The sequence below is a fragment of the Tessaracoccus luoxuelianae genome, from assembly GCF_054483915.1.
The window spans coordinates 3,054,641-3,067,856 of sequence record NZ_CM137013.1; the positions used below are offsets into that span (position 1 = coordinate 3,054,641).

Sequence of the window (13,216 nt, forward strand, 5' to 3'; positions counted from 1 at the left end):
ACTCGCCGTTGCGCGGCTCTCAGGTGCTCCAGGTCGACTCCCCCACTCGAATGACCGTGAAGTGGGCGGCCTGCATGAGGTCCAGGTCACGGGTCGGGTCGTCGGTGGGCTGGTACTCGAGGTAGTAGGCGGCCCCGAAGCGGACGCCGGTGGGCCGATACGGCTGCGTTGTCATGACGTACGTACCTTTCGTCGCTGCTTGAGGTAGGTGGTCACGAAGATGAAGATGATCAGCCCGATCGCCACGTAGCCCGCGAACCTGGCGTAGGCGTTGAGCACCGCGACCGCGGCGTCACCCAAGCGCCAGCCCGTCAGGAAGAACGCGATCAGCCACAGCGTCGAGGCGATGTAGTCGTAGATGAGGAACCGTCGGAGGCTCATCCCCGACGCACCGGCCAGCACGAACACCACCTGCATCAGAGGCAGCGGCATCGGAAAATACGCGATGAGGAAACCCACCGGACCCAGCTTCTCGGCCCAGCGCTCGGCGCGTGCGTAGCCGCGTGCGGCGCGCTTGGACTGCCCGGCCCAGACTTCGATCATGCCGCGCCCCCACAGCTTGCCGGCCCACCAGTAGATCCAGTCGAACTTCAGGCTGAGGATCGAGGCGACGATCAGGACCACAGGCCAGTGCGCCATCCCGCCCGTCGACGCGATCGCCCCGCTGGCCGCCACGGACGTGCGGCCGCCGGTGATCATCGCCAGCCAGTCCGGCGCGGTGGCCAACAGCCAGGCCCGGGTGGGGAGCAGGATCAACCCGAAGACGCCCACCACGCCAAACCAGGCGAGGCAGGCGATGTCGTCGCGGCCGGGCTCCTTGCGCCACGGCATGCCGTCGGCCTCCCACCAGGCCTGCTCTGCGTCCTCCGGCGCGGGCTGGTCCGGGCCGGCGGGGCCGCCCGGTTCAACCGCGGCGTCGTCGCGGCGCTGCTCATCAGTCACGCGTTGAATGGTACGTGGACAGGCGCCGATGCCCTCACCACACATCGCGGCACCGGATGCGGAACCCTCGAGTGCGGGTTCCACTTCTGCACCCCGGCTTCGAAATCCCGGGGGGTGGGGTGTAAAGTCTCGCCTCAGGAACACCTGAAAACAGGTTCCTATCCACAACGGATCGTCGGGCACGTACCTGCCCGTGGAAAGGAATATGGCTATGGCCACAGTTAGCTACCGGGACGCGTCCCGTGTCTACCCCGGGACCGATCGTCCCGCCGTCAACAAGCTGAACCTCGAGATCGAGGACGGCGAATTCATGGTCCTTGTCGGCCCTTCGGGCTGCGGCAAGTCGACCTCCCTGCGCATGCTGGCCGGCCTCGAAGAGGTCAACTCCGGCTCCATCTACATCGGCGACCGCGACGTGACTGACCTTCCCCCGAAGGACCGCGACATCGCCATGGTCTTCCAGAACTACGCCCTGTACCCGCACATGACCGTCGCTGACAACATGGGCTTCGCGCTCAAGATGCAGAACGTGCCCAAGGCGGACCGCGAAAAGCGAGTCCAGGAAGCCGCCAAGCTCCTGGGCCTCGAGGACTTCCTCTCCCGCAAGCCGAAGGCCCTCTCCGGTGGCCAGCGTCAGCGCGTCGCCATGGGCCGCGCCATCGTGCGTCAGCCGCAGGTCTTCCTCATGGACGAGCCGCTGTCGAACCTCGACGCCAAGCTCCGCGTCTCCACCCGCACCCAGATCGCCGCCCTGCAGCAGCGCCTCGGCGTCACCACCGTCTACGTCACCCACGACCAGGTCGAGGCCATGACGATGGGCGATCGCGTCGCGGTGATGAAGGACGGCAACCTGCAGCAGGTCGACACCCCGCTGGCCCTCTACGACGCGCCGAAGAACCTGTTCGTCGCCGGCTTCATCGGCTCGCCCGCCATGAACCTGATCTCCGGCAAGCGCGTCGAGGACGGCGTGCAGGTCGGCGACTACGTCGTTCGCGTTCCCCGCGAGACCCTGGCCAAGGCCGCCAACGGCGAGGACACCCTCACCATCGGCATCCGTCCCGAGGCGTTCCGCGTCGCGGACGAGGGCATCGGCCTCCACATCGCGGTCGTCGAGGAGCTCGGCGCCGACTCGTTCCTGTACGGCACCCTCGCCTCCTCGCACGAGGACGAGATCGTCAGCGAGCAGCAGTTCGTCGCCCGCGTCGGCGCCCGCACCGCACCCCACAAGGGTGAGGTCGTCCGCCTCGCGGCGGCTCCTGAGGCCGTCCACGTGTTCAGCAACAAGACGGAGGAGCGCCTCTCCTGAGCGCGCGATCGCTCTCCTGAGAGCGAAATCCTTCTGTAGTGGAGCCCCGGTTCGCCGGGGCTCCACTATTTTTCAGGGGTCTGTACAGAGGAGCGATTGATGGCTGAGCTTGGACGCTGGACCCGGGGCATGCGGGCGGGGCTGGGTGCCGACGGCGCCTATGGCGCCGTCGTGCCCCCGCTGTACCTGAGCACGAACTTCACCTTCCACGGCTTCGACGAGCCCCGCGAGTACGACTACACGCGCTCCGGCAACCCCACCCGCGACGTCCTCAACGACGCCCTGGCCGCACTGGAGGGCGGGGCCGGCGCCACGAGCGTAGCCACGGGCCTGGCGGCCATCACGCTGGTGGCGGAGGCCTTCGTGCCCGCGGGGGGCCGGGTCGTGGTCCAGCACGACGCGTACGGCGGCACCTGGCGGCTGTTCACGTTCCTGGCCTCGCAGGGCCGGTTCGAGGTGGACTTCGTCGACTTCAACGACGACGCGGCCCTGGACGAGGCGCTGGACCGCTCCCCCACCCTGGTGTGGATCGAGACGCCGTCGAATCCGCTGCTGCGGATCACCGACATCGCGGCCACGGCCGCCCGGGCGCACGCCGTCGGCGCCCTTGTCGCGGCGGACAACACCTTTCTCTCGCCGCTCCTCCAACGGCCGCTGGAGCACGGGGTGGACATCGTCATCCACTCCACCACCAAGTTCATCAACGGGCACTCGGACGTCGTGGGGGGCGCGGCTGTCGCGGCGGATCCCGAGGTCCACACGAAGCTGCGGCTGTGGGCCAACGCGCTGGGCCTCACGTCCAGCCCGTTCGACGCCTACCTGACGCTGCGCGGGCTCCGCACGCTCGACGCCCGCATGCGGGTGCACGCCGCCAACGCGGAGGCGCTCGTGCGGCTGCTCGACGGTCACCCTGCTGTCGCGGCGCTGCACTACCCCGGGCTCGCGTCGCATCCGGGCCACGAGGTCGCGGCCCGGCAGCAGAGCGGCTTCGGCTCCTTGATCTCGCTGGAGCTGGCCGGCGGAGTGGCCGCGGTGCACCGTTTCCTGGACGGGCTGCAGATCTTCCACCTGGCGGAGTCCCTGGGCGGGGTCGAATCGCTGGTGTGCCATCCGGAGACCATGACGCACGCTGGCATGACCGCCGAGGCGCGCGAGACCGCGGGGATCGACGGCGGTCTGCTGCGGTTGAGCGTCGGCATCGAGGCCGAGGAGGACCTGGTGGCCGTCGTCGCGGAAGCGTTGCAGCGCGCCGAGGGCTCGGGCAGCGACAGCCGCCGCGGCGGGCATTAGACTCGGCCCGTGCCCCGGTTCCTCGCTGCCAAGCCCGACGCGGACCTCCTCCAGTTGCCCTGGCAGGTCCCGCTGGTGGAGTGGCCCGCGCGCCACCTCGTCGCCCTCCCCCGAGGCATCTCGCGCCATGTGGTGCGGTTTCTCACTGTCGGGGAGGAGATCTTCGCGGCCAAGGAGATCCTGGAGGAGGTGGCGGTGCAGGAGTACCGCATGCTCACCGAGCTCAAGCGCCTCGGAGTGCCGTCGGTGGACCCCGTCGGCGTGGTCCTGGGCCGGGTGGACTCCGACGGTGACCCGTTGGACCCCATCCTGCTGACGCGGCACCTTCCCTTCTCGCTGCCGTACCGCTCGCTGTTCTACCCGGGCGTCAAACACGAGACGGTCAACCGGCTGCTGGATGCCATGGTGGCGCTGTTCGCCCGCCTCCACCTCACCGGCTTCTACTGGGGCGACGTGTCGCTGTCCAACATCCTCTTCCGCCGAGACGCAGGCGAGTTCGCCGCCTACCTCGTCGACGCCGAGACCGGCGAGCTGCACGACACACTCACCGACGGTCAGCGCGCCCACGACCTGCAGATCGCCCGCACCAACCTCTTCGGCGAGTTCCTGGACCTTGAGGCCGGCGGCATCCTCGATGCCTCCCTGGACCCGCAGTGGCTGGTGGCCACCATCGAGGAGCGCTACCAGCAGCTCTGGGCCGAGCTGACGGGCGAGGAGGAGTTCGCCGGCTCGGAGCTCTACCGCCTGGAGGGTCGCGTCCGTCGCCTCAACGCACTCGGCTTCGACGTGGCCGAGATCGATGTCGACGCCTCGCCGGACGGGCAGACCATCCGGATGCGCCCGAAGGTGGTAGAGGCCGGGCATCACACCCGTCGGCTCATGCGGTTGACGGGGCTCGACGCCGAGGAACACCAGGCCAGGCGCCTCCTGAACGACATGGACACCTTCCGCGCCAAGAACGCCCCGCACGCCCCCGAGTCGGTAGCCGCCCACAAGTGGCTCGTCGAGGTCTTCGAGCCGGCAGTCACCCGCATCCCCGCGGACCTGCGCGCTAAGCGCGACGCGGCCCAGTTCTTCCACGAGGTGCTGGATTACCGGTGGTACCAGTCGCAGCGCGAGAACCGTGAGGTGCCCACCACCGAGGCGGCCTCCGGGTACATCCAGGAGGTGCTGACCCAGCTGCCTGACGAGCAGATGGCCAACATCGATCCGGTGGGCGGCGAACTCGCCAACAAGTACGACCCGTCGCACGGCTACGTCGACGACAACGACGAGAAGCCCTACGACCCCTGGGAGGACGGCGCCAACGACCCCGACATCCCGGTGGTAGCCGGGTTCGACATCAACGCCCTGCGCGCCAAGGCCGCCAAGAAGCCCAAGAAGGCTTAGCGCTTGCGGGCGTGGACCCGCTCGATGACGCCGTGATGCAACCGGTCCGCCGCCACCACCTCCAGGCCCATCGCCTCGACGACCAGGCGCGGGCGGCGAGTGAAGTACTCCCCCTGCAGCGGGATGGTCACGGCTTCGAGAAGCCATTGCCCGGCGCGGAGCACGGGATTGGTGGAGCCCACGTGGTCGGCGAGCAGGAGGCTGCCTCCGGGGCGGAGCACCCGCACCATCTCCTCGACCCCGCGTCGGTGGTCCGCGAAGCCGCACAGCGAGTAGGTGCACACGACGGCATCGAAGGACCCGCCGTCGAACGGCAGTTCCTGGCCGTCCCCGACCTGCGCCTCGACGGTGAGCCCGAGGCGGTCGATCCTGCGCTCGGCCACCGCCAGCATGCCGGGGCTCAACTCGATCGCGGAGAGTGTGATGTCGCGGCTGTAGTAGGGCAGATTGAGGCCAGTCCCCACCGCCACCTCCAGCACCCGGCCGCCTGCACGCTCCGCCACCCAGGCGCGGCTCGCTGCCAGGAACCGGCGCTCGAGGGGCGCGATCTTGTCATCGAAGTGCTCGGCTCCCTCGTCCCAATGGTGACGGAGCCGTTCCTCGCGCGCTTTCGACATGGGTCAAGTAGACCACCGGCGTCGAGCGGCCGTCACGCGCAGCCGTCAGGACCGCAGGCCTCTCCGGAGCCGTCGATCGTGATCAACCCGGGCACCCGCTCAGACCATGACACCTCGAGCGCCTGGAGGAACACTTCAGGAGGCTGTGCGCCGGAGACCCCGTACTTGTCGTCGAAGACGAAGAACGGCACTCCGCGCACGCCGATGGCGGCCGCCTCCGCGATGTCGCGGTCCACCGCGGCGTCGAGATCCATGGAGTCGACGGCGGCGCGCGCCTCCTCCTCGGCCAGCCCCGCCGCGGCGGCCAGCCCGCCCAGCACCTCGGTGTCCCCGATGTTTACGCCCCCCTCGAAGTGGGCCGACAGCAGCGACTCCTTCAGCCGGTCGGTGCGGGCGCCACCGTCGACGGCGTCGGCCCGCTTGGCGGCCTGCAGCACGCGGTGCGCGCGGCGGGAGTTGGCGACGACGAGGCTGTCGAAGTCGTAGGTGAGCCCCTCGCCGGCAGCCTGCTCGGAGACGTGGGCGATCATCGCCTCCACGCTGCTGGCGGGCAGGCCCTTCGATGCCACGAGGTACTCCACCTCGGTGCGATGGTCGTGCTCGGGGAGGCCCGGATCGAGCTGGTAGCTGCGCCACTGGACCACCACCTGATCGCGCTGCGGAAACCGGCCCAGCGCGGTTTCGAAGCGGCGCTTGCCGATGTAGCACCAGGGGCAGGCGATGTCTGACCAGATCGATACGTTGAGAGTCACCAGCCCAGGATAGTACATGTTTCAATCACCTCTGAGCGGCGAATCCGCGGGCTGCCCAGTAGACTCTGCTCCTGTGACCCTCAAGCTCTATGACACCGCGACCCGCTCAGTGCGCGCGTTCGTTCCCCTCGCCGAGGGCAAGGTGTCGATCTACCACTGCGGGCTCACCGTCCAGGCGTCGCCGCACCTGGGGCACATCCGCAAGGAGGTCGTCTTCGACGTCCTGCGCCGATGGCTGGAACATACGGGCCTCGAGGTCTCTGTTGTGGCCAACGTCACGGACATCGACGACAAGATCCTCGCCAAGTCCGCCGAGGCCGGCGTGGAGTGGTTCGCCCACGCCTACCACTTCGAGCGCGAACTCCACGACGCCTACGCCTCACTGGGCTGCAAACCCCCCACGTACGAGCCCCGCGCCACCGGCCACATTCCGGAGATGATCGAGCTCACCGAGACCCTCATCGAGCGCGGCCACGCCTACGCGGCGCCGGACGGGTCCGGCGACGTCTACTTCGACGTCAAGTCCTGGCCCCGCTACGGCGAGCTGTCCGGGATGAAGGTCGACGAGATGGAGCCCGCCGCCGACGCCGACCCCCGCGGCAAGCGCGACCCCCGCGACTTCGCCCTCTGGAAGGGCCACAAGCAGGGCGAGCCGGCGACGGCGTCGTGGCCCTCGCCCTGGGGCCGCGGCCGTCCCGGATGGCACCTCGAATGCTCGGCGATGGCCGGGAAGTACCTCGGCGACACCTTCGACATCCACGGCGGCGGCGTGGACCTGCGCTTCCCGCACCACGAGAACGAGCTGGCGCAGTCCGCCGCGGCGGGCAAGGGCTTCGCCCGCTACTGGATGCACAACGCATGGGTCACCATGGCCGGCGAGAAGATGAGCAAGTCGCTCGGCAACACCGCGTTGGTCTCCGAGGTGACCAGGATCTACAACCCGCGCGCCGTGCGCTTCTTCCTGCTCGCCCCGCACTACCGCTCCACCATCGAGTTCTCGCCCGCCGACGAGGGCACCCGCGGGTCGCTGACGGAGGCGGAGAAGGCCATCGCCCGTATCGACTCCTTCGTCGGGCGCGTCAAGCCCCTCCGCGACGTCGGATTCTTCGCCTACGCACCACTGCAGGTCCCCCAGTACGAAGCGTTCGACAGGGCGATGGACGACGACCTCGGCACGCCGGCCGCTACCGCCGCCCTGTTCGAGGCCATCCGTGTCGGCAACCAGGCGATCGCCGACGGGGATCACGAGAAGGCGCGGCTGTACGCCGCCGTCGTCGATTCGATGCTGAACGTCTTCGGGATCCACCCCGACGCCGACGAATGGGCGGGCCAGACGTCACACGACGACCTCACCCCAGTCGTCGACGGCCTCGTCGCGGCCCTCCTCGGGCAGCGCGCGCAGGCCCGGGCGGACAAGAACTGGGCCGCCGCGGACGCCATCCGCGACACCCTCGCAGGCCTCGGCCTCGTGATCACAGACACCCCCACCGGCCCCCGGTGGAGCTTGGAGAAGAAGTAGATGGCAGGCAACTCATCGCGCCGCGGCGCGACCAGCAAGGGCAAGAACAAGACCGCCGGATCGGGTGGGCGCGTCCGGCGCGGCCTCGAGGGTCGCGGGCCCACACCGAAGGCCGAGGACCGGCCCTACCACAAGGCCTACAAGTCCAAGCAGGCCGCGCAGCGCGCCGGGCAGGGACGTCCCCAGACCACGAGGAACCCCGTCGGGGCGGACTGGGTGGTGGGGCGCAACCCCGTCTTCGAGGCTCTCACGGCCGGCCTGCCGGTGAAGCAGGCCTTCGTCGCGGAGGGCGCGGAGCGCGACGACCGTCTCCGCGACATCCTCAAGTTCACCGCTGAGCACGGCCTGCCCCTGCTTCAGGTCACCCGAGCCGAGCTGGACCGGGTCACCGGCGGTCTGGTGCACCAGGGCGTCGCGGTGCAGCTGCCCGCCTACGAGTACGCCGACGCCGAGGATGTGCTGGCGGACGCGCTGGAGCTGGACGGCATCGTCGTGGCTCTCGACGGCATCACGGATCCGCGCAACCTCGGGGCGATCGTGCGATCCGCGGCGGCGTTCGGCGCGCAGGGAATCATCATCCCCTCGCGACGCTCTGCCTCCATGACGGCCGCGGCGTGGAAGACCTCCGCCGGGGCCGCCGCAAGGCTGCCGATCGCAATGGCCACCAACCTCAACCGAGCCCTGCAGCAGGCGTCCAAGATGGGCTTCACCATCATCGGGCTCGCCGGCGAGGGTGAGGTGCCCGTCTCCGGCGCGCCCGGCCTCGACGGGCCCGTGGTGATCGTGGTGGGCTCCGAGGACGAGGGCTTGGCGCGCCTGGTGCGCGAGAACTGCGACGCACTGGTCTCCATCCCGATCGCAGGCTCGGTGGAGTCGCTCAACGCCTCCGTCGCCGCCTCCATCGCGCTGTACGAGGTGACCCAGCAGCGCTCCGGGATCACCCCGTCGGAGTGATGTCCAGCCGCCAACGGTGAAAAATGCCCCCAGGCGACGGGGCGACTAGATTGGTACCCACACCGCACACTCAAGGAGAACTGTGAGCGATCTCGAGTCGATCTCTTCGGCCTACCAGACCCTGTTGGGCATGATCGAGCAGGTGGAGCCCCGCATCGCGCAGGCGACGCGGCAGGAGCTCACCGACCAGCGCGCGTCGCTGAAGCTCATCGCGTCGGAGAACTACGCCAGTCTTCCGGTGCTCGCCACCATGGGCACCTGGCTGAGCGACAAGTACGCCGAGGGCACCGTCGGGCACCGCTTCTACGCCGGCTGCCAGAACGTGGACACGGTTGAGGCCGTTGCGGCCGAGCACGCCCGCGAGCTGTTCGGCGCCGAATACGCCTACGTGCAGCCGCACTCGGGCATCGACGCGAACCTGGTGGCCTACTGGGCCATCCTGGCCAACAAGGTCGAGGCCCCGGGCCTGGCCGAGTTCGGCGCCAAGGGCGTGGCCGACCTGTCCGAGGCGGACTGGGAGACGCTGCGGCGCCGCTTCGGCGACCAGCGACTGCTCGGCATGTCGCTCGACGCCGGCGGCCACCTCACGCACGGCTTCCGCCCCAACGTGTCGGGCAAGATGTTCCACCAGCGCTCCTACGGGACGGATCCCGAGACGCAGCTGCTGGACTACGACGCCCTCGCCGCCCAGGCCCGCGAGTTCAAGCCCCTGATCCTGGTGGCCGGCTACTCCGCCTACCCGCGGCGCGTGAACTTCGCCACAATGCGCGAGATCGCCGACGAGGTGGGTGCCGTGCTGATGGTGGACATGGCCCACTTCGCGGGTCTGGTGGCCGGCAAGGTGTTCACCGGCGACGAGGACCCGGTGCCGCACGCCCATGTGGTGACCACGACGACGCACAAGTCCCTGCGCGGCCCGCGCGGCGGCATGGTGCTGGCCACCGAGGAGTTCGCCCCGTCGGTGGACCGCGGCTGCCCGCTCGTCCTCGGTGGCCCGCTGTCCCACGTCATGGCGGCGAAGGCCGTGGCGCTGGCCGAGGCCCGCACCGCGGAGTTCCAGACCTACGCGCAGAACGTCGCCGACAACGCCAAGGCGCTGGCTGAGGGCCTGCTGCGGCGCGACGTGACCCTGGTGACGGGTGGCACGGACAACCACATCGTGTTGATGGACGTGCGTTCCTTCGGGCTGACCGGCCGCCAGGCGGAGTCCGCGCTGTTGGAGAGCGGCATCGTCACCAACCGCAACGCGGTGCCCAACGACCCCAACGGCGCCTGGTACACCACCGGCGTCCGGCTCGGCACCCCGGCGCTGACGTCGCGCGGCTTCACCGCCTCGGACATGGATGCGGTGGCGGACATGATCTCCGGCGTCCTGAAGTCCACCACGCCGACCACCACCGCCGCCGGCGAGCCGAGCAAGGCGAAGTACGTCCTCACCGACGACGCCCGCAGCGGGTCGCTGGCCGAGGCCGAGCGCCTGCTGTCGATGCGGCCGCTGTACCCCGGCTTCGAGCTCTGAGGCGCACGCCTCAGCGTGAGTACAACGCGCCCTGCACCGTGTGGATGAACTGCGTCATGGATGCGGGGAGGTCCTGGAGGTGCCAGGTGCCGGGCGCGTGGTACCAGCTGAGCACGGCAGGATCCGGGACGGTGTCGTCGTCGTCGGCGGCCACCATGGCCTCGAGCCAGCGCTCCTTGCCGCCCAGCACGACGGTGTAGCCGAGCAGCCGCGAGATCTCCTGGAGCTCGCGGCCGCGCGGCATCTCGGCGGTGGTGTGCGTGGCCAACAGCGCGGACAGGGCCCCGAGACCGTCGAGGAGGGCGGTGCCCGCAGCGGTGCGGCGCGGCATCCGGTCCGCCACCCACACCACCGCGGCCCCCACCGACACCAGCACCAGCGCCATCAGGCCGAGGGTCGTGAACGCCACCAGCACCACGGCGGCCAGGAAGGCCAGCCCGAGCACGACGTACCCGCGGGTGCGCCACGACGACCGGGTGGAGTCCGGCCTCTGCTCGAACCAGCCCCGTGCCACCACGTCGTCGTACAGTGCGTCCTGGATGCCGACGATCCGATCGGCGAGGCGCCCGCTCAGCTGCGACACCAGGGTCTGCTCGCCTTCGGGCGCGACGGCGTCGAGCAGCTCCTGCTCGAACCGGGCCAGGTCGTCGACGGGAGCCTCGGTGCGCTCGATCGTCCAGTCCAGCAGCCCGTGGCTGGGCCGCGGCAGCTCCGTGATGAGCAGGTGCCCGCGGACGGCGAGGTCAACGAGGGTGGCCGTGACGTCGATCGGGTCCACCCGCTCGTCGGCGACCGTGCCCACGTGCCCGGGGCGCACGCCCTCCGCCACCCGGAACACTGACTCGCCGGGCCCGACCGGCGCGAACGATCCGATGGCGTGGGCCGCGGAAGGGGCGAGGTCGCGGCCGGCGCGGCGATGCAGCAGGAGCAGCAGCGCGCCCCCGAGAAGGGCGGCGCCGAGGGCCGCGAGCACCGTCGGCCAGGAGACGGTGAACGCGCGATCCAGGCTCCACCGCTCCTGGAGGTCCGCCGTAGCTGCCACCTCATCCGCGGGGTAGGCGACGCTGAGCACCACCTCGTCGCCCGCGTCTCGGGGACCGTCCTGGAACGCCGCATCCGGCTGGGCGAACGTGCCGCCGCCGAGCGCCGCGCACCGGCCGACGCTGCCGCGGGGGCCGGCCTCGCAGCCGATCATGTCCGGGAGCGCCGGCCCCTCGACCACTCCTGCCACCTGGCTGAGCGCCACCGGAAGGCCCTGAATCAGGGGCCATTGGAGCATCGTGAGGGCGCCGTCCTGGCCCTGCTCGGTGCGGGTGGCGCCGTGGACGTCGTAGGCGAGGATGAGAGGGCCGGCACCGTCGACGGCCATCCGGATCTCCACCTGGGTGGCGGTGGTGGTGGTGGCGAGGTCCACCGCCTCGCCCGCGACAGTGGCCGAGATGTTGCTGATGCGGTACCGGTGGAAGTGGGAGGAGTCGATGCTTCGGGTGAGCGCCAGCACCTGGGTGAGCTCGTCGAGGGGCGCGTCGAAGGTGAGGGTCTGCGTGACGCGCAGAGTCCCGTCGGCAGCAACCACGCCCGCGACCTCGGCGGCCGCCTCACCGTCCTGCGCGAGGGCGGCTGAGGGCCACCACAGCATCGTCGCGACGGCGGCGATCAGCATCCAGCAACGCGCACGACGGCTCATCGCAGCCCTTCCTCTTCAGGTAGCAGCAACCTAGCGCACCCGCGACGTCAGTCCTCCGCGACGACCGTGGCCACCGCGATGGCCGCGACACCCTCGCCCCGGCCGGTGAGGCCGAGCCCGTCGGTGGTGGTGGCGCTGACGGTCACCGGGGCTCCGACGGCGGCGCTGAGCACGCGCTCCGCCTCCACACGGCGCGGTGCGAGCTTGGGCCGGTTGCCGATCACCTGGACGGCCACGTTTCCGATGGCGTAGCCGGCCGCGCGGACGCGCCGGGCGGTCTCGGTGAGGAAGGCTACGCCGCTGGCGCCCGCCCACTCCGGCTCGGCGGTGCCGTAGTTGCTTCCGAGGTCGCCCATCCCGGCGGCGCTGAGCAGCGCGTCGCACGCCGCGTGGGCGGCGACGTCGCCGTCGGAGTGACCGGCCAGGCCGGAGGCTTCGTCGGGGAAGTGCACGCCGGCCACCCAGAGGGGCACCCCCGGCTCCAGCCGGTGCACGTCCGTGCCGATCCCCACTCGATTCATCGTTGCTGCCCCTTAGTGTGAGTGATCCCGAGCGGCCAGGATGGCTCGGGCCAGCACCAGGTCCACGGGTTCGGTGATCTTCAACGCGTCCCGGTGCCCGTCGACGAGCGTGACGCTGAGGCCGGCGTGTTCGCAGGCTGCGGCGTCGTCGGTGACCTCGAGCGCCTCGGCCAGCAGGAGGTCGTGGGCCCGCCGCAGCGCGCCGAACCGCGCCCCCTGGGGTGTCTGCACCGCTCGCAGCGGGGCCCGGTCCACCACCTGCGACGAGGCCCCGTCGATCCGACGGATGGAGTCCACCACAGGCAGCACCGGGATGGCCACCTCCGCGCCGCCTTCCACGGCCGACACCACGGCCCGCACCACGGTGGGCGGAATGAGGGCGCGGGCCGCGTCGTGGACGAGGACGACGGCAAGGTCCGGCGCGATGAGCGCGGCAAGCCCGATCCGCACGGAGTCCTGCCGGGTTGAGCCCCCCACCACGCAGGTGGCGGGCACGGCCGCGCCGTCAAGCGCGGCCCGGAACTCCGGCTCCAGGCCATGGGGGACGGTGACGACGACCTGCCCGACTCCCCCGGCGGCCAGGGCGTCCACGGAGCGCCGGACCAGGGTGACGCCCTGCAGCTTCACGAGGGCCTTCGGCTGGGACGCGCCCAGCCGGGAACCAGAACCGGCCGCCACCACAACGGCGACGACCGGCGTATCAAGATGTGACACTTCTGG

General features: G+C 70.3%; 13 protein-coding genes. 6 read left to right on the plus strand and 7 right to left on the minus strand.

The features are described from left to right. Positions 1–19: 19 nt before the first annotated feature. Positions 20–175, minus strand: coding sequence for a hypothetical protein (locus ACX1D1_RS14085; protein WP_459054973.1), 156 nt, complete (start codon positions 173–175; stop codon positions 20–22). Further along, entirely contained in the window at positions 172–942 is a 771-nt protein-coding gene (locus tag ACX1D1_RS14090) for a DedA family protein (RefSeq protein WP_370586019.1), read from the minus strand. Before ACX1D1_RS14090 ends, ACX1D1_RS14085 begins: the two co-directional genes overlap by 4 nt. A gap of 211 nt (positions 943–1,153) precedes the next feature. On the opposite strand from ACX1D1_RS14090, the gene ACX1D1_RS14095 reads away from it, so the two are divergent. From ACX1D1_RS14095 to ACX1D1_RS14105, 3 genes are all read left to right on the plus strand, one after another. Next, positions 1,154–2,248, plus strand: a complete 1,095-nt coding sequence (locus ACX1D1_RS14095) for an ABC transporter ATP-binding protein (protein WP_459054975.1) — start codon at positions 1,154–1,156, stop codon at positions 2,246–2,248. A gap of 99 nt (positions 2,249–2,347) precedes the next feature. Beyond that, entirely contained in the window at positions 2,348–3,538 is a 1,191-nt protein-coding gene (gene metB / locus ACX1D1_RS14100) for a cystathionine gamma-synthase (RefSeq protein ID WP_459054976.1), read from the plus strand. Positions 3,539–3,547: 9 nt separating this feature from the next. Further along, positions 3,548–4,927: a DUF4032 domain-containing protein gene (locus tag ACX1D1_RS14105; RefSeq protein WP_459054977.1), complete on the plus strand. Its 1,380-nt coding sequence runs from the start codon at positions 3,548–3,550 to the stop codon at positions 4,925–4,927. Here ACX1D1_RS14105 and ACX1D1_RS14110 read toward each other — a convergent pair. After that, on the minus strand, positions 4,924–5,544 hold the full coding sequence (locus ACX1D1_RS14110) for a class I SAM-dependent methyltransferase (RefSeq protein ID WP_459054978.1): 621 nt from the start codon (positions 5,542–5,544) through the stop codon (positions 4,924–4,926). The genes ACX1D1_RS14105 and ACX1D1_RS14110 overlap by 4 nt on opposite strands. Before the next feature lie 32 nt (positions 5,545–5,576). Continuing rightward, on the minus strand, positions 5,577–6,296 hold the full coding sequence (locus ACX1D1_RS14115) for a DsbA family oxidoreductase (protein ID WP_220490765.1): 720 nt from the start codon (positions 6,294–6,296) through the stop codon (positions 5,577–5,579). Between the two features lie 73 nt (positions 6,297–6,369). Here ACX1D1_RS14115 and cysS point away from each other — a divergent pair, with 73 nt between their 5' ends. From cysS to ACX1D1_RS14130, 3 genes are all read left to right on the plus strand, one after another. Further along, entirely contained in the window at positions 6,370–7,815 is a 1,446-nt protein-coding gene (cysS, locus tag ACX1D1_RS14120; RefSeq protein WP_459054980.1) for a cysteine--tRNA ligase, read from the plus strand. Continuing rightward, entirely contained in the window at positions 7,816–8,769 is a 954-nt protein-coding gene (gene rlmB / locus ACX1D1_RS14125; protein ID WP_459054981.1) for a 23S rRNA (guanosine(2251)-2'-O)-methyltransferase RlmB, read from the plus strand. Positions 8,770–8,899: 130 nt separating this feature from the next. Further along, complete coding sequence (locus ACX1D1_RS14130) at positions 8,900–10,288, plus strand: glycine hydroxymethyltransferase (protein ID WP_459056596.1); 1,389 nt, start codon at positions 8,900–8,902, stop codon at positions 10,286–10,288. 10 nt (positions 10,289–10,298) lie between these two features. Here the strand turns inward: ACX1D1_RS14130 and ACX1D1_RS14135 are convergent, their stop codons facing one another. The 3 genes from ACX1D1_RS14135 to ispD are packed head-to-tail and all read right to left on the minus strand — an operon-like array spanning position 10,299 to position 13,210. Beyond that, a complete protein-coding gene (locus tag ACX1D1_RS14135) occupies positions 10,299–11,975 on the minus strand; it encodes a DUF2207 family protein (protein WP_459054982.1) in 1,677 nt (558 codons plus the stop codon). Between the two features lie 47 nt (positions 11,976–12,022). Then, entirely contained in the window at positions 12,023–12,496 is a 474-nt protein-coding gene (ispF, locus tag ACX1D1_RS14140) for a 2-C-methyl-D-erythritol 2,4-cyclodiphosphate synthase (protein ID WP_459054983.1), read from the minus strand. 12 nt (positions 12,497–12,508) lie between these two features. Beyond that, a complete protein-coding gene (gene ispD, locus ACX1D1_RS14145; protein ID WP_459054984.1) occupies positions 12,509–13,210 on the minus strand; it encodes a 2-C-methyl-D-erythritol 4-phosphate cytidylyltransferase in 702 nt (233 codons plus the stop codon). Between the last annotated feature and the right edge of the window lie 6 nt (positions 13,211–13,216).

Coding starts and splice junctions, on each gene's coding strand:
- ACX1D1_RS14085 (WP_459054973.1), bottom strand. CDS start 175: ATGACAACGCAGCCGTATCGGCCCACCGGCGTCCGCTTCGGGGCCGCC.
- ACX1D1_RS14095 (WP_459054975.1), top strand. CDS start 1,154: ATGGCCACAGTTAGCTACCGGGACGCGTCCCGTGTCTACCCCGGGACC.
- metB (WP_459054976.1), top strand. CDS start 2,348: ATGGCTGAGCTTGGACGCTGGACCCGGGGCATGCGGGCGGGGCTGGGT.
- ACX1D1_RS14110 (WP_459054978.1), bottom strand. CDS start 5,544: ATGTCGAAAGCGCGCGAGGAACGGCTCCGTCACCATTGGGACGAGGGA.
- rlmB (WP_459054981.1), top strand. CDS start 7,816: ATGGCAGGCAACTCATCGCGCCGCGGCGCGACCAGCAAGGGCAAGAAC.
- ACX1D1_RS14130 (WP_459056596.1), top strand. CDS start 8,900: ATGATCGAGCAGGTGGAGCCCCGCATCGCGCAGGCGACGCGGCAGGAG.
- ACX1D1_RS14135 (WP_459054982.1), bottom strand. CDS start 11,975: ATGAGCCGTCGTGCGCGTTGCTGGATGCTGATCGCCGCCGTCGCGACG.
- ispF (WP_459054983.1), bottom strand. CDS start 12,496: ATGAATCGAGTGGGGATCGGCACGGACGTGCACCGGCTGGAGCCGGGG.